18 protein-coding genes are annotated in these 19,828 nt (G+C 54.6%); 7 read left to right on the top strand and 11 right to left on the bottom strand.

The window, feature by feature from the left end; translation table 11 throughout:
* Position 1: 1 nt before the first annotated feature.
* Together glyQ and METMA_RS0105755 are read right to left on the bottom strand one after the other, a co-directional pair.
* A complete protein-coding gene (glyQ, locus tag METMA_RS0105760) occupies positions 2–916 on the bottom strand; it encodes a glycine--tRNA ligase subunit alpha (protein ID WP_020158122.1) in 915 nt (304 codons plus the stop codon).
* A 131-nt stretch (positions 917–1,047) separates the two neighbouring features.
* Positions 1,048–2,217, bottom strand: coding sequence for a PilT/PilU family type 4a pilus ATPase (locus METMA_RS0105755; protein ID WP_020158121.1), 1,170 nt, complete (start codon positions 2,215–2,217; stop codon positions 1,048–1,050).
* 124 nt (positions 2,218–2,341) lie between these two features.
* Between METMA_RS0105755 and METMA_RS0105750 the strand changes: the two genes are divergently transcribed.
* From METMA_RS0105750 to METMA_RS0105730, 5 genes are read left to right on the top strand one after another with little or no spacing between them, the layout of a single operon-like run.
* Positions 2,342–3,388 carry a tRNA (5-methylaminomethyl-2-thiouridylate)-methyltransferase gene (locus tag METMA_RS0105750; protein ID WP_027147070.1) on the top strand — a complete coding sequence of 349 codons (1,047 nt, stop codon included), beginning with the start codon at positions 2,342–2,344 and terminating at the stop codon, positions 3,386–3,388.
* Positions 3,385–3,612, top strand: coding sequence for a sulfurtransferase TusA family protein (locus tag METMA_RS0105745; RefSeq protein WP_020158119.1), 228 nt, complete (start codon positions 3,385–3,387; stop codon positions 3,610–3,612). The genes METMA_RS0105750 and METMA_RS0105745 overlap by 4 nt, the downstream gene beginning before the upstream one ends.
* On the top strand, positions 3,612–4,757 hold the full coding sequence (locus tag METMA_RS0105740) for a cation diffusion facilitator family transporter (RefSeq protein WP_020158118.1): 1,146 nt from the start codon (positions 3,612–3,614) through the stop codon (positions 4,755–4,757). Before METMA_RS0105745 ends, METMA_RS0105740 begins: the two co-directional genes overlap by 1 nt.
* A 13-nt stretch (positions 4,758–4,770) precedes the next feature.
* Positions 4,771–5,991, top strand: a complete 1,221-nt coding sequence (gene argJ, locus METMA_RS0105735; RefSeq protein ID WP_027147069.1) for a bifunctional glutamate N-acetyltransferase/amino-acid acetyltransferase ArgJ — start codon at positions 4,771–4,773, stop codon at positions 5,989–5,991.
* Positions 5,992–6,039: 48 nt separating this feature from the next.
* Positions 6,040–6,969 carry a Nudix family hydrolase gene (locus tag METMA_RS0105730; RefSeq protein WP_020158116.1) on the top strand — a complete coding sequence of 310 codons (930 nt, stop codon included), beginning with the start codon at positions 6,040–6,042 and terminating at the stop codon, positions 6,967–6,969.
* On the opposite strand, the gene yacG is transcribed toward METMA_RS0105730, so the two are convergent.
* The 9 genes from yacG to METMA_RS0105685 form a co-directional block, all read right to left on the bottom strand.
* Positions 6,970–7,176, bottom strand: coding sequence for a DNA gyrase inhibitor YacG (gene yacG / locus METMA_RS0105725; protein WP_020158115.1), 207 nt, complete (start codon positions 7,174–7,176; stop codon positions 6,970–6,972). It lies immediately after the preceding gene.
* On the bottom strand, positions 7,176–7,946 hold the full coding sequence (gene zapD, locus METMA_RS0105720; RefSeq protein ID WP_020158114.1) for a cell division protein ZapD: 771 nt from the start codon (positions 7,944–7,946) through the stop codon (positions 7,176–7,178). The genes yacG and zapD overlap by 1 nt, the downstream gene beginning before the upstream one ends.
* Positions 7,947–7,959: 13 nt before the next feature.
* Positions 7,960–8,556 (bottom strand): dephospho-CoA kinase, encoded by a 597-nt coding sequence (coaE, locus tag METMA_RS0105715; protein ID WP_020158113.1) that lies wholly within the window; start codon positions 8,554–8,556, stop codon positions 7,960–7,962.
* A 4-nt stretch (positions 8,557–8,560) separates the two neighbouring features.
* Positions 8,561–9,466: a prepilin peptidase gene (locus tag METMA_RS0105710; protein ID WP_020158112.1), complete on the bottom strand. Its 906-nt coding sequence runs from the start codon at positions 9,464–9,466 to the stop codon at positions 8,561–8,563.
* 49 nt (positions 9,467–9,515) lie between these two features.
* Entirely contained in the window at positions 9,516–10,736 is a 1,221-nt protein-coding gene (locus METMA_RS0105705; protein WP_020158111.1) for a type II secretion system F family protein, read from the bottom strand.
* Positions 10,737–10,738: 2 nt separating this feature from the next.
* Positions 10,739–12,454, bottom strand: a complete 1,716-nt coding sequence (gene pilB / locus METMA_RS0105700) for a type IV-A pilus assembly ATPase PilB (RefSeq protein ID WP_020158110.1) — start codon at positions 12,452–12,454, stop codon at positions 10,739–10,741.
* A 104-nt stretch (positions 12,455–12,558) separates the two neighbouring features.
* Positions 12,559–15,366 carry a valine--tRNA ligase gene (locus METMA_RS0105695; RefSeq protein ID WP_020158109.1) on the bottom strand — a complete coding sequence of 936 codons (2,808 nt, stop codon included), beginning with the start codon at positions 15,364–15,366 and terminating at the stop codon, positions 12,559–12,561.
* A 51-nt stretch (positions 15,367–15,417) separates the two neighbouring features.
* On the bottom strand, positions 15,418–15,873 hold the full coding sequence (locus METMA_RS0105690) for a DNA polymerase III subunit chi (protein WP_020158108.1): 456 nt from the start codon (positions 15,871–15,873) through the stop codon (positions 15,418–15,420).
* A 6-nt stretch (positions 15,874–15,879) separates the two neighbouring features.
* Positions 15,880–17,370 carry a leucyl aminopeptidase gene (locus tag METMA_RS0105685; protein ID WP_020158107.1) on the bottom strand — a complete coding sequence of 497 codons (1,491 nt, stop codon included), beginning with the start codon at positions 17,368–17,370 and terminating at the stop codon, positions 15,880–15,882.
* Between the two features lie 68 nt (positions 17,371–17,438).
* Between METMA_RS0105685 and lptF the strand changes: the two genes are divergently transcribed.
* A complete protein-coding gene (lptF, locus tag METMA_RS0105680; RefSeq protein ID WP_020158106.1) occupies positions 17,439–18,635 on the top strand; it encodes an LPS export ABC transporter permease LptF in 1,197 nt (398 codons plus the stop codon).
* Positions 18,632–19,699, top strand: coding sequence for an LPS export ABC transporter permease LptG (lptG, locus tag METMA_RS0105675; protein WP_020158105.1), 1,068 nt, complete (start codon positions 18,632–18,634; stop codon positions 19,697–19,699). The genes lptF and lptG overlap by 4 nt, the downstream gene beginning before the upstream one ends.
* Positions 19,700–19,828 lie beyond the last annotated feature (129 nt).

Here is a 19,828-nt window from a genome sequence, read left to right as displayed (position 1 = left end):
GTTATGCTCCTTGTCCTGTCAGCATCGGGAAGCCCAGCGATTCCCGGCGTTGGTAATAGGCTTCGGCTACGGATTTGGACATGTTTCTGACTCTTAAGATGTAGCGTTGGCGTTCCGTGACCGAAATGGCGTGGCGCGCATCCAGCAGGTTGAAGGCATGCGAGGCTTTCAGCACCATTTCATAAGCCGGCAGCGGCAGGTCAAGTTCTATCAGCTTGCGGCATTCCTGCTCGTAGGTGTCGAAGCAGTGGAACATGAACTCGACGTTGGCCTGCTCGAAATTGTAGGCCGACATTTCCACTTCATTCTGATGGAACACGTCACCGTAGGTGACCGTGCCGAACGGGCCTTGGGTCCAGATCAGGTCATAAACGCTTTCCACGCCCTGCAGATACATGGCGATACGCTCCAGGCCGTAAGTGATTTCGCCTGTGACCGGCTTGCATTCGAGGCCGCCGACCTGCTGGAAGTAGGTGAACTGCGTGACTTCCATGCCGTTCAGCCAGACTTCCCAGCCCAGTCCCCAGGCGCCCAGTGTGGGCGATTCCCAGTTGTCTTCGACGAAACGGATGTCGTGTTCGAGCAGATCCAGCCCCAGATGCCGCAGCGAATTCAGGTACAGTTCCTGAATGTTATCCGGTGACGGTTTTAACGCTACCTGAAACTGGTAGTAATGCTGCAGACGGTTTGGGTTTTCGCCGAAACGGCCGTCCGTCGGCCGGCGCGAGGGCTGGACATAGGCTGTGTTCCAAGGTTCGGGGCCTATGGCGCGCAGGAATGTGGCTGGATGAAAGGTGCCTGCCCCGACTTCCTGATCCAAGGGCTGCAATAAAATACAGCCCTGACTCGACCAGTATTTCTGTAAGGCCAGGATAAGTCCCTGAAATGTGGATACATCGTTATTTATACTCGACACGGCAGCAAAACCTGTTGGGCAATAAAAAGGCGTCAATTATAGCTTAAAAATGCCGGTGGAGTAGGTCCTTATTGCTGAGCCGTGATCACATCAAGTGCAGGCGTGCCTGTCTCAATCCGTATCAGGGGAAATTATTCCGCCGATTCCTGTTCCTCGTCTTCTTCCTTCTCGATAGCCTCCAGCGCAAAGCCCGCCAGACTGCTAGCCGCGTCCGGCGATTTGGCGGGCGAAACCGAACCGAGCCCTTCGCTCAGGTTGATTTTCAGCTTGAGGTTGTTGGGCGAGTCGGAGTTGCTCAGCGCTTCTTCAAGCGAGATCGTGCCCTCCTTGAATAGCCTCAACAGATGGCTGTCGAAGGTCTGCATGCCGACGTTTTCCGATTTTTCCATGGCCTCTTTGATGGAATGGATATCGCCCTTCTGGATCAGGTCGCGGACCAGTTGCGTACCCAGCAGGATTTCAATGGCGGCCGTGCGCTTGCCGTCGACGGTAGGCACCAGGCGTTGCGAGACGAATGCCTTCAGGTTCAGCGACAAGTCCAGCAGCAGTTGATTGCGGCGCTCCTCGGGGAAGAAGTTGATGATCCGGTCCAGGGCCTGGTTGGCGTTATTGGCATGCAGCGTGGACAGGCACAGATGGCCTGTTTCGGCAAAAGCCAGCGCGTGTTCCATGGTTTCCTGGCTGCGGATTTCGCCGATCAGAATGACGTCGGGGGCCTGCCTCAGCGTGTTTTTCAGCGCGTCTTCATAGCTCAGCGTGTCGACGCCGACTTCGCGCTGGTTGACCAGCGATTTTTTATGCGGGTGGATATACTCGATAGGGTCTTCGATGGTAATGATATGACCGGATGCGTTGCTGTTGCGGTAATCGATCAGGGCCGCGAGCGAGGTTGACTTGCCGGAACCTGTGCCGCCGACGAACAGGATCAGGCCGCGCTTTTCCATGATGGATTTTTTCAGCACGGGCGGCAATCCCAGTTTATCGGCATTGGGAATATCAACCTTGATGTTGCGGATGACCAGCGCCAGACTGTTGCGCTGCTTGAAAATATTGACGCGAAAGCGGCCGATGCCGGGTTCGGAAAGCGCCAGGTTCATTTCGGGCACCTGTTCGAACGCCTTTTGCTGTTCTTCATCCATCAGGCTGTAAGCGATTTCCTTGATACGTTCCCGGGTCAGCTTGATGTTTTCCAAAGGCTTCAGCGAGCCTTCGAATTTGGCGGCCGGCGGCGCATCCACGGTCAGGTAAAGGTCGGAGCCGTCTTTGTGGACCAAAATTTTAAGGTAGTCTTTGAATTCCATATTGCAATCGATGCCGAGAATAATGATTAAACCTTAAAGTTTAGGTGATGACTTACAGAAGTTGAAGTGGCATTGCCGAATAAACGGGTATAATAGGCCCATTTTTTAATATTTTTTGAGCGTTATGAGTCAACAAAGAAAAGCGGTAGCGTTGATTTCCGGAGGACTGGATTCAATGCTGGCGGCGAAGACAATTCTGGAGCAGGGGGTGCAGGTTGAAGGCATCAACTTCTTTACCGGTTTTTGCGTGGAAGGCCACACGCATGCCATCCGGGCAAAGGACAAGGCCAAGCCCAAGCGCAATAATTCATTATGGGTTGCGGAACAGCTGGGCATCAAGCTGCATATCATCGATGTGATCGAGGAATACAAAGATGTGCTGATCAATCCGAAGCACGGCTATGGCGCCAACATGAACCCGTGCCTGGACTGCAAGATTTTCATGGTCAACAAGGCCAAGCAGTGGATCGCCGAGAACGGCTTCGATTTCATCATTACCGGCGAAGTGATCGGCCAGCGGCCGATGTCGCAGCGCAAGGAAACCATGCCGATCGTCGCGCGCGAGTCCGGCGCCGACGACTTGCTGCTGCGGCCTCTGTGCGCGAAGAATCTGCCGCCTACCTTGCCGGAGCGCGAGGGCTGGGTCGATCGTGAAAAACTGCATGATTTCAGCGGCCGCTCGCGCAAGCCGCAGATGGCGCTGGCCGAACACTACGGCTTCAGCGAGTACGCGCAGCCGGCCGGCGGTTGCTGTTTTCTGACCGACGCCAGCTATTCGGCCAAACTGGTCGATTTATGGCAGGCCCGCGACAACAATAAAGCCTATGACTTGGACGATGTAATGCTGCTGAAAGTCGGCCGCCATATCCGGCCCAGGCCGAATTTCAAAATGATCGTCGCCAGGGAAGAGGGCGAGGGCCGCTTTCTGCAGGGCTATAAAAAAGAATTCATGACCATGAGCAGCACGAGCCATAGCGGGCCATTGGTGCTGATCGACGGCTCGCCGTCCGACGAGGATTTGCAATTGGCGGCCGCCATTACCGCGCGCTACGGCCAGGGCCGTGAGGCCGATCGCGTCGATGTCAGCATCACGGACAAGGACGGCTCGACAAGAACGGTTCAGGTCAAGCCGTTGCCCGCCGATCAGATTCCGGAGGCATGGTTCATATGACGAGAGAGACGTTAAATGCTCGGCGCCTGCTGTGCCCCTTGCCGGTCATCCGCACGCAGGACAAGGTCAAGCAGCTCAAGGCCGGCGATCAGCTTGAGGTGATCGGCACCGATCCGGGCGTCATGCAGGACATTCCGGCCTGGTGCCGCATCAATGGCCACAAGGTGCTGGAAACCCAGGCCGATGACGGCGAATACGTCATTGTGCTGGAAGTGGGCGGCTAATGGCTGAAGTCTGTGATGCGGCAACTGCGGATAAGCTGAAAGCCCGGGCGACCTATGTCGGGGCGCTGGTCAATATTATCCAGACCGGTATTAAAATCGGTTTCGGCATCCTGGGCCAATCGGCCGCATTAATCGCCGACGGCATTCATTCCCTGTCGGATCTGCTGAGCGATCTGCTGGTGATTATCGCCATCAAGCTGGGCAGCCGCGAGGCGGATCATGAGCATCCTTACGGCCATCGCCGTTTTGAGACCATAGCGACGGTCATTCTGGGCATCGGCCTGATCGCCGTCGCCGGCGCCATCGTCTGGCATGTGCTGGAGCGCATCGCGGCGCCGGAAACCTTGTTGGTGCCGGATGCCACTACCTTGGGGGTCGCGGCCATTTCCATTCTGATTAATGAATGGCTGTATCACTACACCAGGCGCATCGCCAAAAAGACCCGTTCGAAGCTATTGCTGGCCAATGCCTGGCACCAGCGTAGCGACGCCCTGTCTTCGGTAGTCGTGCTCGGGGGCATAGCAGCCGTGCTGCTGGGTTACCCTTTCGCCGATGCGATTGCCGCCGTGCTGGTCGCGCTGATGGTGGCCAAGATCGGCTTGAATCTGGTGTTCGAGAGCATTAAGGAACTGGTCGATACCTCCTTGCCGCCGGAAATGGTCGCCGAAATCCGCGCGGCAATCCACCGCGTCGACGGCGTCGAGGGCATTCATCTGCTGCGCACGCGGCAAATGGGCGAGGACGCCTATATCGATGCCCATATCGTCGTCGATCCGCGCATAACCGTGTCGGAAGGCCACATGATCGGTGATGCGGTCAGGGATGATCTGGTCAGGCGCTTCGATGATGTCATGGATGTGCTGGTGCATGTCGATCCCGAGGATGACGAGGGGGTGCAGGATCAGTCCAGGCCACTGTTGCGCAGCGATGTACAACGGCTGTTGGAACACTATCTGGCCGACATCAAGCCGTCTATCGAGGATTTCAGGATCCATTATCTCGATGGACAGATTGAAGTTGAAGTCATCTTGCCTTTTGCTATCTGCGAGCAGGCGCAGCGTCTGGAGCAAATCAAAAAACAGTGCGCGCTGATGAGCGCGGACATTAAAAAAATTGATCAAGTTTTCGTTTTTTTCAAAACCTAAGAAGGACTAAATCATGGCAGTACTCCCTCAGGGGCACCATTTTCCGGATATGCGTGAGGTGGCAGGGATCGCGCTGGGCACCGCCTGCGCGGGCATCAAACAGACCGAACGCGATGATATTTTAGTGATACAGATGCCGGAAAACACAAGCTGCGCGGCGGTATTCACGCAAAATGCCTTCTGCGCCGCACCCGTGCATGTGGCGAAAGCGCATCTGAATAATGCGCCGCGCTGGCTGCTGGTCAATTCCGGCAATGCCAATGCCGGCACCGGCGATCAGGGCATGCGCGACGCCCTGGCGACCTGCGCCGATCTGGCCGAGGCGGCGGGCGGTGCTGCCGGTCAGGTGCTGCCTTTCTCAACAGGGGTCATCGGCCAGTCCCTGCCAGTCGATAAAATCAAAGCCGCCTTGCCGGTCGCCGTGCACAATCTTTCGCCTAAGCACTGGGACAAGGCCGCACGCGCAATCATGACCACCGACACATTTCCCAAAGGCGTATCCAAGGTCTGCACGATTGCCGGTCAGCCGGTCACGATCAACGGCATTTCCAAAGGCGCCGGCATGATTCAGCCGAACATGGCGACGATGCTGGGTTTTATGGCCACGGATGCGAAGATAAGGCAGCCGCTTTTGCAGCAGTGTCTGGTCCAGGCTGTGGAGCAGTCGTTTAACCGTATCACCGTCGACGGCGACACTTCGACCAACGATGCCTGCGTCCTGATTGCCAGTGGTTGTTCAGCGGCGCCGGAAATCGAGGAAGATAGCGATCATTACCGGATTTTTGCCGAGGCCGTCATGGAAGTCTGCAAGCAACTGGCCGAAGCCATCGTCAGGGACGGCGAAGGGGCCACCAAGCTGATGCGTATCGTGGTCAAACAGGCGGCAACTGATGAGGAAGCCGTGCGCGTCGGCAAGACCATCGCGCATTCGCCGCTGGTCAAGACCGCTTTTTTCGCCAGCGATCCCAACTGGGGGCGGATTCTGGCTGCCGTGGGCCGGGCCGGTGTGGAAAACATGGATCTGGACAAGGTGGAGATTTATCTGGACCAGGTCTGTATCGTCAGAAACGGCGGGCGGGCTGACGACTATACCGAGGAAGCCGGCCAATGGGTCATGGACCAGCAGGAAATCACCGTGACGGTGGCGCTGGGGCGCGGCGAAGCCAGTCAGGAAATTCTGACCTGCGATTTTTCCTACGATTATGTCAAGATCAATGCTGAATATAGAACTTAACGAGCGGGATCATGCGTCTTTATACTCGACGAGTAGCGATAGGTTGATATGAAGCCTCTTCAGGTTGCCGTTGGCGTGGTAAAAGACACGGCAGGACGGATTCTGATTTCGCTGCGGGACCGGTCCTTGCATCAAGGCGGTCTGTGGGAATTTCCGGGCGGCAAAATTGAGCCCATGGAAACGGTCGAACAGGCGTTACGCCGCGAGCTCAAGGAGGAGCTCGATATTGCCGTCGAGGTCGCCTGTCCGCTTATTTCCCTAGAACATCAATACCCTGATTTGTCGGTCCAGCTGCATGTCTTTCTGGTGGAGCAGTTCTCGGGCCGCGCCAGAGGCTGCGAAGGCCAGCCGTTTAAATGGGTCGCTCCCGATGAACTGGATAATTATGCGTTTCCGGCAGCCAATGGCCCCATTATCATGGCGGCCCGGTTGCCGGCGTATTATGCGATTCTGGATGATGCCGATGAGTCGAAGTTGCTGGCCAATCTGCAAAAAATATTGAACCGGGGCGTCAAGCTGGTACAGGCGCGCCTGAAGTCCTTACCCTTTGTTGCCGTCCAGGCGTTTACCGATCAGGCTTACCCTTTGTGCAAGCGGCATGGCGCTCTGTTACTGATGAATTCGGCTGTGGAGGGAGCCTATGAACTCCCTGTCGACGGCGTCCATTTGACCGGCAGGCATTTAATGGCGCTGGAAAAACGGCCTGCCCACATCAAATGGCTTGCGGCTTCCTGCCATAGTCTTCAGGAACTGCGGCATGCGCAGGCCATCGGCATTGATTTTGCCGTTTTGGCGCCCGTGTTGCCCACTCAAACGCATCCGGGGGCGCCGGCGCTCGGCTGGCGGCAATTCAGCGAGATGGTCTCCGAAGTGAATTTGCCTGTTTACGCCCTGGGCGGCATGTCATTATCGTGTCTTATGACGGCGCGGCAGGCTGGCGGGCAGGGGATTGCCGCGATCAGGGGATTTCTGGATTAATCAGTGCCGGAATGTATCATCGTTATCGCCGTCGTCCTCGGACAAGGGTTCTCCAGGAATCTTTTTTTCTTCCATGGCCCATTCTCCCAGATCGATCAGTTTGCAGCGTTCGCAGCAGAAGGGTCTGAATTTCTGCTCCGGCGTCCAGGGCACGGGGCGTTTGCATGTGGGACATTTGACGATAAGCGGTTTGTCGGATGTTGGCATCAAAACAGACAGCAGGTTAAGGAGAAAGGAATGTCATCAGGCGTTTGAGTCGGGCGCTTGTTATCGGAAGACGGCGCCATGAACCGAATGGTGCAACGGTGTTTGCCGCCGCTGATTTCCGCAAAACAAGGGATGGATTTATCCACGCTCACTTTCAGCAACTGGAAAGGCTGGCTTCTGTCCAGCGATAACTGAAAAAAGCCGGCTTCAGCAACTTCCCGGGTCGGTGCGTTGCTGTTGCGTATAAAGCCGAGTATCAGGTCGATGGCCGTGTAAATGTCCATGAACGGCCGGCTCCATTGCTCCAGGTCTTTCAAACGTATGGGTTCATCCTGTTCCAGCCAGTAATGGAATTCAGGCAGATCGAAACAACAGGTGCCCCCGGGGATCGAGCTGCGTTGAGCGATGCTTTGGAACAAGTCGCTTTCCATGACGTTAATGCCGATTTTGCCGCTGACGGCATAAAGCCGCTTGCTGGTCTGGGTGACTTGTTGCAACAGCTGTGTCAGTTTCTCCTTATCTACGCCATCGCTGTTGGCGACTTTGTTCAATACTTTGGCATGACGGTCCAGTTCCTTCAGAATTTCCGATTTCAGGTCGTTGCGCCTGAAAATCATCATGATGTCAAGCAGGACGTTAAGTGCGGCACGTTTGTCATCGACTGTCGGTCCGACCAGAAAATGACTGAATTGTTGGAACAGCTGTTCAAGCCGTATGAAAACCCGGATTCGTTCATTGAGTGGAAATTCATAGGTAATATTGGTATTCACGAATAGGTGTATCCTAGCTGGCGCTTAATAAGAGGTATAAATTGTGCAGTTTTTTGACCTGTTCTGCAAGTCCGTAATCAGATACGGAATTGTCGATAAGATCATCCGCATGCGATTTTCTATAGGCGCGTGATACTTGGCTGTCCAGGATGGATTGGATTCTTTCGAGGGTAAGATGGTCGCGTTTTTGAACGCGTGCTATCTGTATTTCGACCGGGCAATCGACCACCAGTACCCGGTCGACAAAATGGGCCATATTGGTTTCGAACAATAAGGGTATGGCGATGATGCAGTAGGGCGCATTCAGTTTTTCAAGTTCCGCTTGTATGGATTGGTAAACCAGCGGGTGAAGAATGGCTTCGAGTTTTTGTTTTTGGGCCGGATCGGAAAATACGATTTCCCTGAGCCGGGCTCTGTTCAGTGAACCATCCGGATGAAGTATATCGGCGCCGAATTGGTGTCGTATCTGCTCGAGCGCGGGCTGGCCCTTGCCGACCAGTTCGTGCGCTATCTGATCGGCATCGATAATGGGACTGCCGTGTTCGGCGAACAGGTGCGCGACGGTTGTTTTGCCGCAACCGATACCGCCGGTCAGACCGATTTTAAGCATGTCTCTATAAACCTACTGTTGCAAGATAGAGCCGGTTGATGTCATTGCCCCATAGCAAGGCGATCCATCCCGCCATTGCCAGGTAAGGGCCGAACGGGATCGGGATCCTATGGTCGCGTTTGACAAAAACGACCATGGCAATGCCTATGACCGACCCCACCAGCGATGACAATAAAATAATAACGGGCAGGCTCTGCCAGCCCAGCCAGGCGCCGAATAAAGCCAGTAATTTAAAATCGCCATAACCCATGCCTTCTTTACCCGTCGCCAGTTTGAACAGATGGTAAACAGTCCACAGCGCCAGATAACCGGCAATAGCTCCTATGATACTGGCGTGCGTGTCGGCAAATAGTGCAAACAGGCTCAAAAATAATCCCACCCACAATGTCGGTAAGGTGATGGAATCCGGCAATAACTGGTGGTCGATGTCGATAAAGCTCAGTGCAATCAACGACCAGGTCAGCGCCAGGGCAAAAACGGTCTGTGGCGTATAACCGAAATGCCAAGCCACAATCGCCGAGGCAATGGCCGTGAAAGTTTCAATAAGCGGATAGCGCAAGGAAATGGGAGTCTGGCATTGCGCGCATTTGCCTTTAAGAAATACATAGCTGATAACCGGGATATTTTGGTAGGGCTTGATAGGCGTATTGCAGTTTGGGCAGCGCGATAAGGGCAGGGACAGATTAAAGGGCTCCGTTTCAGATTCTTCATCCTGCTGTAGTTCCAGGTAATCCATGCATTCCTTTTTCCAGTTGCGCTGCATCATGATCGGCAACCGGTAAATGACGACATTGAGAAAACTGCCGACCATTAAGCCGATAATACCCGCCAGCGCGGATAGGATATAAGGTGAATTTAAAAGGGTACTCAGCTGCTGCATCATGTGTTTCAGGAAAAAGATACGCTCCATGTGCTGGAGCGTAGGTTGAACGGTTATCGTTTTTTTGCGGCTATAAATGTTAGCCCACAGCGGCGCCGAGTTTGAAAATAGGCAGGTACATGGCCACGATCAGGCCGCCGACCAGAACGCCTAAAACCGCCATAATGATCGGTTCCATCAGGCTGCTTAAATTATCGACCAGATTGTCGACCTCCTCTTCATAAAAATCGGCGACTTTGGACAACATGGCGTCGAGGGAGCCTGATTCCTCACCGATGGCGACCATCTGTATGACCATGTGAGGGAAAAGCTCGGCCTGCTGCATGGCAAATTGCAGCCGTTGCCCCATGGCCACTTCCTCGCGCATTTTTAACACGGCGTCGGCATAGATGATATTGCCGCAGGCGCCGGCTACCGATTCCAGGGCTTCCACCAGCGGCACGCCGGCCGCCGACATTGTGGACAGGGTTCTGGCAAAGCGGGCGATGGCCGATTTATTTAAAATCATGCCAACTATGGGTATTTTCAATAACATCTTATCCATGAAATGATTGAAGGGGCGAGAGCGTTTTTTGAAAAAAATAAACGTGTAGATTGCCCCGCCGATGCTGCCGAATAACAGCCACCACCATTCCTGCATCCATTCCGATATGCCGATGACAAATTTTGTGAAAGCCGGCAAATCGGCGCCAAAGCTCTGAAAAAGTTCTTCAAACACAGGCACGACGAAAAGCAGCAGAATAGCCGTGACAATAAACGCCACGACCAGCACCGCAATGGGATACGTCAGCGCCTTCTTGATCTTCTTTTTCAGGGATTCGGTTTTTTCCTTGTAGGTCGCGATCTTGTCCAGCAGGGATTCCAGCACCCCCGCCTGCTCGCCGGCCTCAACCAGGTTGCAGAACAGCTCATCAAAATGCAGCGGCCTTTTATTGAGCGCTTCGGCCAATGTAGAGCCGCCCTCGATGTCGGCTTTGATTTCCAGCAGCATCTTCTGCATGCTGGGGTTGTCGTGCCCCTTGCCGATAATGTCGAAAGACTGCACCAAAGGCACGCCCGCTTCCAGCATCGTCGCCAGTTGCCGGGCGAAGACCGCTATATCGCCCGGTGTGATTGACTGGACTCTGGCGGTGAATAAGGGCTTGGGTTTTTTCTTGAGTTTGGTTACGCGTATACCCATGCGCCTCAGGTCGGTTCTGGCTATTATCTCGCTTTTCGCCGTGATCTGGCCTTTAGTCTTTTTTCGGGCTTTATCGACGCCTTCCCAGATGAAATCCAGTTGTTCAATTTGTTCTGCCATAGTTATTCCTTCGTTACGCGGTCAATTTCTTCCAGAGTAGTAATACCCATACGAACTTTGTTCAATCCCGATGCGCGCAAATCATTAATACCTTCGGACTTGGCCTGCTCAGCCAGTTGCATGGCATTGCCGCCTTCAAGAATCAGCGCGCGCATTTTTTCACTCAATGTCATCACCTGATAAATGCCGACGCGGCCTTTATAGCCGTTGGTGCAATGGTCGCAGCCTACGGAATTGAAAATCTGGAGTCCGTCCAGTTCTTCTTCTTTAAAGCCGGCGGAAATCAGGACCTTGGCCGGATAATTGGCCGGTTTCTTGCAGTGTTCGCATACGCGCCGCGCCAGGCGTTGCGCCATGATCAGGTTAACGGCGGAAACGATATTGAAGGGCGGAATACCCATTTGCATGAGCCGGTTCAGTGTTTGCGGCGCATCGTTGGTATGCAGGGTCGATAATACCAAATGCCCTGTCTGCGCGGCTTTAACGGCGATTTCCGCGGTTTCCAGGTCGCGAATCTCGCCGACCATGATGATATCGGGATCCTGGCGCAGAAAGGCGCGCAGGGCTGAAGCGAAGGTCAGGCCGGCCTTGACATTCATATTGACCTGATTGATGCCTTCCACCGTGATTTCAACAGGGTCCTCGGCCGTGGAGATATTGCGTTCAATGCTGTTAAGAATATTCAGGCCGGTGTACAGCGTGACCGTTTTACCGCTGCCGGTCGGACCGGTAACGAGGACCATGCCGTAGGGCCTGTGGATGGCCTCAAGAAACAGTTTTTCCTGTTCCGGTTCAAAACCCAGCTTTTCGATGCCGATTTGAGCGCTGGTCGGGTCCAGAATACGCAGAACGACTTTTTCACCGAACAGTGTAGGGCAGGTATTGACACGAAAATCAATCGCCCGGTGTTTCGATAAAGTCATTTTAATGCGGCCATCCTGCGGGACCCTGCGTTCGGCAATATCCATCTTGGCCATGACTTTGATGCGGGAAATGATGCGGGTCGCGATACTGGCCGGCGGACTGGCGACTTCATGCAGGATGCCGTCAGACCGGAAACGTATGCGGAAGTTTTTTTCATAAGGTTCCAGGTGAATGTCCGAGGCGCCTTTTTTTATCGAATCCAGCAGGATTTTATTAACGAAGCGGACAATGGGGGCATCGTCAACGTCGGAATTGCCGTCATCCTTAGCCATGTCCTCATCGCCAGCGGCGATGTTCAGGTTGTCCAGATCCTCGTCGAGAAGATCTTTCATGGATAAATCCGCCGCGGCATCCAAAGACGTTTCGATCGCCTTGACGAGCTTGTTTTCCTCAACCAGTATGGTTTCGGGATTAAGCCGGCTTTGGAACTTGATGTCATCCAGCGCCTGGAAGTTAGTCGGATCGGAGACGGCGATAAATAGCGTTTTGCCGCGCGTAAAAAGCGGCAGGACATGATGCTGGCGTATCAGTTTTTCGCTGATCACTTTGACCGGCAGGCTGCGGCAGTCTATGGCGTCAAGATCAAAGAAAGGGATGCCGAACTCAAGAGACGCTTTTGTGGCGACGGCTTTGCTGTCAATAAGATTGTTGGACACCAGGTAGGTTATGAGCGGGATTTTCTTTTTTTGCGCTTCCTGGAGATGGCTTTGGGCTTCGTTTTCGGATAGCAGGCCGCCTTGAATTAAGCACTTTGCGAGACCATTGAATTGTAGATCGGTTAATACGGTAGCCATGCGATGATTGGGTTAATGCAACTGTATAGGCAAATATAGATGAAATAAGAGGTTTGTCCAATAATAGGCACGGGCGGAAGCGCTTTCGCCCGTGCCTGGCGCTTTTATAAAGCCTGGATTTTGCGGTGCTGTTCTTCGAGATTGTTCAGCGAGGAGCGTAAATCGGCCAGTTTGGCTTTTTCTTTGTCAATGACATCGGCCGGCGCTTTGTCGATGAAGGCCGGATTGCTTAATTTGCCTTCGATTCTGGGCAGTTCCTTGATGATTTTCTGAATTTCCTTGTCCAGTCGCGCCAGTTCGGCTGCCTTGTCGATCAGGCCGGCCATCGGAATCAGGATCTTCATCTCGCCGACCAGCGCGATAGCCGATTCGGGCGCCGTTTCGTCGGCATCGAGCCAATTGATCGATTCGAGACGGCCCAGCTTCAGCAAATAGATTTGATTGTTGGCTAAGCTGGTTCTGTCAGCATCGGAACCGTTCTGCAGCAGGACCGGCAGCGGTTTGCCCGGCGCGATGTTCATCTCGCCGCGGATACGGCGCACGCCCAGGATAAAGTTCATGACCCAGTTGATTTCAGCAATGGCAGTCGTATCGATCTGAGCTTCATCGGATTTCGGGTACGGCTGCAGCATGATGGTTTCGGCCTCGATTCCGGCCAATGGCGCAACGCGCTGCCAGATTTCCTCGGTAATGAACGGCATCAATGGATGCGCAAGGCGCAGCACGTTTTCCAGTACCGTCAACAGCGTACGGCGCGTGCCGCGTTGTAGCGCCTCATTGTCAGACTGCAGCGAAATCTTGGCCAGCTCCAGATACCAGTCGCAGTATTCGTTCCAGGTGAACTCATAAATGGCCTGGGCCGCCAGATCGAAACGGTAGTTGTCGATGGCGTTGGATGTTGTCGCGATGACCTGATGCAGTCGGGCGGTGATCCAGCGGTCGACCTGCGTGTATTCGCAAGCGCCTGACAGGCCGTTATCCTGGCCTTCGGTATTCATCAGCACGTAGCGTGCGGCGTTCCAGAGCTTGTTGCAGAAATTGCGGTAGCCTTCGGTACGTGCCAGGTCGAAGCGGATGTCGCGGCCGGTCGAAGCCAGCGAGGCGAACGTGAAGCGCAAGGCGTCGGTGCCGAAAGACGGAATGCCGTCCGGGAACTGTTTGCGCGTGGCCTGCTCGATCTTTTTGGCCAGATGCGGCTGCATCATGCCCGAGACGCGTTTGGCGACCAGGGTTTCCAGATCGATGCCGTCGATGATGTCGATGGGATCGAGCACGTTGCCCTTGGATTTGGACATTTTCTGGCCCTCGGCATCGCGTACCAGGCCGTGAATGTAGACTTCCCGGAACGGCACATCGCCCTGGAATTTCAGCCCCATCATAATCATGCGCGCGACCCAGAAGAAGATGATGTCGAAGCCGGTGACCAGCACGCTGGTCGGATAATGCCGGGCCAGTTCGGGCGTGTTGTCGGGCCAGCCCAGCGTCGAGAACGGCCACAGGGCGGACGAGAACCAGGTGTCGAGCACGTCTTCATCCTGCTTCAGCGCATAGTCGGCCGGCAGATTGTGCGTGGCGCGGACTTCCTGTTCCGAGCGGCCGACATAGGTGTTGCCCTGATCGTCATACCAGGCCGGAATCCGGTGCCCCCACCAGATCTGCCGGGAAATGCACCAGTCCTGAATGTTGCGCATCCAGTCGAAATAGGTGTTTTTCCAGTTGTCGGGCACGAATTTGATCGCGCCGGTTTCGACGGCCTCGATGGCCGGCTTGGCCAGCGGCTCGACCCTGACGTACCACTGATCGGTCAGCAGCGGCTCGATGACGCTGCCGGTGCGGTCGCCGCGCGGCACCATCAGCTTGTGGTCGACGATTTTTTCCAGCAGGCCCTGGGCGTCCAGGTCGGCGACCATCTGCTTGCGCGCCTCGAAGCGGTCCAGACCGACGTATTTCGCCGGGAGCAGGTCCCCTTCCGTGTCCAGATTGGCGCGCACGGTGGCGTCGACCGTGAAGATATTGATCAGGCCGCCGTGCGGCAGTTCGCTGATGGCTGATGCATTACGGTGCCTTGTCCACACCTCGTAGTCGTTGAAATCATGCGCCGGCGTGATCTTGACGCAGCCGGTGCCGAACTCGGGGTCGACATATTCATCGGCAATGATCGGGATGCGGCGGCCGGTCAGCGGCAGTTCGACAAACTCGCCGATCAGGTGCTTGTAACGCTCGTCATTCGGATGAATCGCGACGGCGGCATCGCCGAGCAGGGTTTCGGGGCGCGTCGTGGCGACGATCAGGTGGCCCTGGCCATTGGACAGCGGATAGCGCATGTGCCACATCGAGCCGTTTTCCTCTTCCGACAGCACTTCCAGGTCCGAGACCGCCGTATGCAGCACCGGGTCCCAGTTCACCAGGCGCTTGCCGCGGTAGATCAGGCCTTCTTCATACAGGCGGATAAAGACTTCCTGGACGGCTTCGGACATGCCCTCGTCCATGGTGAAGCGTTCCCGGTTCCAGTCCAGCGACGAGCCCATGCGGCGCAGCTGGCGTGTGATCGTGCCGCCTGATTGCTCCTTCCATTCCCAGATTTTTTCGATGAATTTTTCGCGGCCGTAGTCGTGGCGGGTCTTGCCTTCGGCATCGATCAGGCGCTCGACGACCATCTGCGTGGCGATGCCGGCATGGTCGGTGCCGGGCTGCCACAAAGTGCTGTAGCCCTTCATGCGGTGGTAACGCGTCAGCGCATCCATGATCGTGTCCTGAAACGCGTGCCCCATATGCAAACTGCCGGTCACATTGGGCGGCGGGATCATGATGCAATAAGATTCACCGTCCTCTCTGGCTGCAAAATAGCCTTTTTCTTCCCAGGTTTGATACCAGCGTTGTTCGATTGAATGGGGTGCGTATGTTTTTTCCATGGATGATTGTTATTTCTCGTAAGGGTAATTTGTTTAAGACGCAAGGTAACGTTATACCTTATGCCTTGAGTTTTCATGCTCAATTTTATGTGTGCTAATGGCCAGTCCCCGCTGTTGGTATTGGCGATAGCGCTGCCTGCCGGCGGCCTTGGTTGTTTCGCTGTTGTCGAGAATTTCCAGCAGGCGTTCGATCCGGTCAAGCTCCCGCGGGCATTGCGAGGACAGATTAATCAAGGTTCTCTGCCAGCTTTCAGGCGCCTGTCGAGAACCGATCAGGATCACGTTGTCAAGATCTGGCCGTTCGCCTGCATAGACCTGATGGGGTATGAAACTACCTGCCCTGAAAGTCCAGAGCAGGTTGTCCATGATTTCGCTTTGTTCGTCCGAGTCGGTCAGCACATAACAGAAATGGCCGCTGCGATAGGCTTTCTCTATCAGTTTGCAGGCGAACAGATAGCGTTCCTGTAACGAAAGAGACGGCAATATATAGAAGCTGACTTCCGGCATGCGCTTTTAAGCCTTGGGCGTGCGGTTGATCAAGTATTGGCACAAAAGCGGAACAGGGCGGCCGGTCGCGCCTTTGGTCTGGCCGGTGCGCCAGGCGGTGCCGGCGATATCCAGATGCGCCCAGCGGAAGTTTTCGGCGAAACGCGACAGAAAGCAGGCCGCCGTAATAGTGCCGGCATCCTTGCCGCCGATATTGGCCATGTCGGCGAAGTTGGATTTGAGCAGCTCCTGGTATTCTTCCCACAGCGGCAGGCGCCAGAGACTGTCGGTGGCCGTCTCGCTGGCCGCGAGCAGTTCATTGCACAATCTGTCGTCGTTGCCGAGCAGGCCGCTGGGCACGCGGCCCAAAGCCACCAGGCAGGCGCCGGTCAAGGTCGCCAGGTCGATCACGACATCGGGGTTATAGCGTTCCGCATAGGTCAGCGTATCGCAAAGAATCAGGCGGCCTTCGGCGTCCGTGTTCAGGACTTCGATGGTCTTGCCGGACATGCTGGTCAGAATGTCGCCCGGCTTGTTGGCATTGCCGTCGGGCAGGTTTTCCGATGAGGGGATCAGGCCGACGATGTTAAGCGGCAGATCCATTTGCGCGGCGGCCAGGAACGTGCCGAGAACGGCCGCGCCGCCGCACATGTCGTATTTCATTTCATCCATGCCCGCCCCCGGTTTCAGGGAAATGCCGCCGGCATCAAAGGTGAGCCCTTTGCCGATCAGAACGATGGGCTTGCCGTTTTTGTCGCCGCCATGATATTCCAGCGCAATCAGCTTGGCCGGCTGGCGGCTGCCGCGCGAGACCGACAGCAAAGCCCCCATGCCCAGCTTCTCCATGTCGGATTCTTCCAGCACGCTGACCGTCAGTTTGTCGAATTTTTTGCCTAATTCGGCCGCCTGGCCGGCAAGAAAGGTCGGGGTGCAGATATTGCCCGGCAGGTCGGCCAGGTGTTTGGCCAGATTCACCCCGTCGGCAATCGCGCGCCCTTGTTCCATTCCCGCTTGCGCCAGGGCGCTCTCGCTTTGCGGCGCGCAGATGGCTACCCGTTCAATCTTGCTTTCCGTTTCCTTGTCGGATTTCAGTTCTGTGAATTGATAGGCGGCATCGCTGAAGACTTCGATGATTTGACGGGTTTTCCATTGCCAATCGCCGGCTGTCACATCACATTCGGCCAGGCAACAGGCGACGGATTTTATTTGCGGCTTTTTCAGGCTGTTGATGGCCGCCGCCAGCGCCTTGCGGTAATTCTTGCCCGATAAAGACTCTTTTTTGCCCAGGCCGACCAGCAAAATGCGTTCGATAGAGCTGTCGGGGATGACGTTGATCAAGAGCGTTTCACCATTTTTTCCGCTGATATCGCCGCGGCTGACGATGTTGCTGATGATTCCCTGAGTGCTGTTGTCAAGGGTCATGGCCGCCGGGGTCAGTTGCTGGTCCTCGTAAACGCCGACAATGATGCAGTCAGATTGCAGTTTTTCTAAAGGCGTGATTTCTATAGAATAGTCCATAATTTTTATCGTGTAGTTGCGAGAGAATGAGTATCTTGACAAGGGGCCGTCTGTACGCCGTTTTCAAGATGGGCTGTTTAGTTTTGAATTATACAACACAAATTTATTTTGATGGGGAGACAGGCTTGGGAGCAGATTGGCCGCAAGGCTATAAAAGGGAACGGCGTCCGTTGATTACCGTTCTGGACCGATTGATTATGCGCGATTTGATCAAAACATTGCTAGCTGTTTTGACCGTGATTGTCGTGATTATCGTCAGTCGGAGGTTTATCAAAATCCTGGATAAGGCGATTGAAGGACAGGTGTCGAACGAAACCCTGCTGAGCATCCTGGGCCTGAAAATGGTCGTTGCCAGCATTTCTTTCCTGCCGGCCGCTTTATTCATGGCGGTGTTGATGGTATTGGGCCGCATGTATCGGGACCAGGAAATGTCGTCGATTGCGTCCGCCGGAGGCGGGGCCGGCACTATTTACCGGGCCGTGTTCCTGCTGGTTTTCCCGTTGAGTGTCGTGTCCGCGGGGTTGTCGCTGTATGTGGCTCCCTGGGCCGAAGCCAAGACCGAGGAAATAATGCATCAGGACGAGCAGTCCGCCGATATCAGGGGCGTCGCGGCTGGCAAGTTCAGCGAATACAGCCAGGGCGACCTGGTTTTTTATGTGGAAAAGATCGGTGACGATAAAAAAATGCACAAGGTGTTCGTGCAACAGAGGCAGCTTAACGGCAAGCTGGCCACTATCAACTCTGAAGCCGGCCGGCTGGCGGAACTGGAGGGCGGCCGCTACATGATACTGGAGCATGGCGAGCGTATCCTGGGGATGCCGGGCGCGTTGGATTATGTGATTGAAAATTTCGTCGAATATGCCGTCAGAATCGAAGAGAGAAGCTCGGTCATCAATACCAGCCGGGAAGCGGTGGCGATGGATGTGCTATGGAATTCCGAAGTCATACGCGATGTCGCCGAGCTGCAACGCCGCTATTCGATCCCTTTAAGCATGATTTTTCTTAGTTTCCTTGCCGTGCCGTTGGCACAAAGCGCGCCGCGGGGCGGTGTTTACGGTAATATGACGATCGCCTTTTTAATCTATTTCAGTTACGGGAATCTCATCCGCGTCAGTCAAAGCTGGGTCATCAATGAAACGATACCGGTTTGGCTGGGAGGCATTGGGGTGTATTGGATATTGGCGTTGGTCGGTGTGGGACTTTTGATAAAGCTGTATGGATGGCAGTGGGTGATGATGAAACTCAGGGAAAAGGTGGCGAGATGAATGTCCTGACTCGGTATATCGTCATAGAGATTTTAAAAGGCTCGCTTATTGCCATTTTGTTACTGTTGACCCTGTTTAACCTGTTTACCTTCAGTGATGAATTAAAGGATCTGGGCAAGGGCCATTATGGCCTGAATGAAATTTTTTCTTATCTGGCCCTGACTTCGCCGCGGGTCTTTTATGAATTGATGCCATCGTCGGCCTTGCTGGGCAGCCTGTTCATATTGGGGTCCATGGGTAATAACCGTGAATTGATTGCCATGCGCGCGGCGGGTCTGTCCGTTTTGGGCATCATTAAAGCGGTCATGCTGTCCGGTGCGATTTTAGTGATGATTTCCATCGTCGTCGGCGAATTTGTGGCGCCCCTGGCTGAACGCACGGCGCAGATGATCAAGTCCACGGCCCAGCATGAGCAGGTGACCATGGATTATCGCTATGGCCTTTGGCTGCGCGAAGACAGGAAGTTCATTAATGTCCGGCAAATTGTCGATGACGGGCATCTTGTGGATATCACTATCCATGAGCTGGATGATCAAGACCGTTTGCGCCAGACCCTGCATGCGGATAAGGCGACGTTTCTGAAGGGGCAGCAATGGAAACTGGAAGGTATCAGGCAATCGGTGATTTCAAAAGAATTAATGACCGCCAGTACCCGGGGCGAACTAGTCTGGCAGTCCTCGATCGCGCCGGATTTATTGAAAATTGTGGTGGTAAGTCCCGATAACATGTCGCTCTATGATCTGGGCAAGTACATTGGTTTTCTGAAGGAAAATCATCAAAAAGCCCATATCTTTGAAATGGCATTCTGGGGCCGCGTAGTGAACCCTTTGGTCACCTTTGTCATGCTGCTGGTTTCCGCGCCGTTTGTGATTGGCGTTAAACGGGGCGTCAGTGTCGGCGCCAGGATGATGATAGGGGTCATTATCGGTATGGGATTTAACATTTTCGACAAAATTGTCGGTCATGTCGGGCTGATCTACGATCTCAACCCCCCGCTCATGGCGATTTTACCCAGCCTGACGGTCTTGGCGCTGGCGCTGTCGGCCCTGCGGCGCGTGCAATAATGAGTGCGCGGGGCAGCCTGCATGCAGATGCTGTCCCGCTTCATATCACTCTCCGAAGGTTTTCCATAAGCGGCGAGGAAGCGCCAAAAATATTATAAAAAACACGACTATACTGATACGTCTTGCTAG

Origin of the sequence: Methylobacter marinus A45, assembly GCF_000383855.1 — a bacterium.
GTDB classification, from domain to species: Bacteria; Pseudomonadota; Gammaproteobacteria; order Methylococcales; family Methylomonadaceae; genus Methylobacter; species Methylobacter marinus.
Note: the sequence above shows the minus strand (reverse complement) of the source record. Positions and strands in the feature narration are given on the sequence as shown.

Coding starts and splice junctions, on each gene's coding strand:
- METMA_RS0105755 (WP_020158121.1), bottom strand. CDS start 2,217: ATGGAATTCAAAGACTACCTTAAAATTTTGGTCCACAAAGACGGCTCC.
- METMA_RS0105750 (WP_027147070.1), top strand. CDS start 2,342: ATGAGTCAACAAAGAAAAGCGGTAGCGTTGATTTCCGGAGGACTGGAT.
- METMA_RS0105745 (WP_020158119.1), top strand. CDS start 3,385: ATGACGAGAGAGACGTTAAATGCTCGGCGCCTGCTGTGCCCCTTGCCG.
- METMA_RS0105740 (WP_020158118.1), top strand. CDS start 3,612: ATGGCTGAAGTCTGTGATGCGGCAACTGCGGATAAGCTGAAAGCCCGG.
- argJ (WP_027147069.1), top strand. CDS start 4,771: ATGGCAGTACTCCCTCAGGGGCACCATTTTCCGGATATGCGTGAGGTG.
- METMA_RS0105730 (WP_020158116.1), top strand. CDS start 6,040: ATGAAGCCTCTTCAGGTTGCCGTTGGCGTGGTAAAAGACACGGCAGGA.
- yacG (WP_020158115.1), bottom strand. CDS start 7,176: ATGCCAACATCCGACAAACCGCTTATCGTCAAATGTCCCACATGCAAA.
- coaE (WP_020158113.1), bottom strand. CDS start 8,556: ATGCTTAAAATCGGTCTGACCGGCGGTATCGGTTGCGGCAAAACAACC.
- METMA_RS0105710 (WP_020158112.1), bottom strand. CDS start 9,466: ATGGAGCGTATCTTTTTCCTGAAACACATGATGCAGCAGCTGAGTACC.
- METMA_RS0105705 (WP_020158111.1), bottom strand. CDS start 10,736: ATGGCAGAACAAATTGAACAACTGGATTTCATCTGGGAAGGCGTCGAT.
- pilB (WP_020158110.1), bottom strand. CDS start 12,454: ATGGCTACCGTATTAACCGATCTACAATTCAATGGTCTCGCAAAGTGC.
- METMA_RS0105695 (WP_020158109.1), bottom strand. CDS start 15,366: ATGGAAAAAACATACGCACCCCATTCAATCGAACAACGCTGGTATCAA.
- METMA_RS0105690 (WP_020158108.1), bottom strand. CDS start 15,873: ATGCCGGAAGTCAGCTTCTATATATTGCCGTCTCTTTCGTTACAGGAA.
- METMA_RS0105685 (WP_020158107.1), bottom strand. CDS start 17,370: ATGGACTATTCTATAGAAATCACGCCTTTAGAAAAACTGCAATCTGAC.
- lptF (WP_020158106.1), top strand. CDS start 17,439: ATGGGCTGTTTAGTTTTGAATTATACAACACAAATTTATTTTGATGGG.
- lptG (WP_020158105.1), top strand. CDS start 18,632: ATGAATGTCCTGACTCGGTATATCGTCATAGAGATTTTAAAAGGCTCG.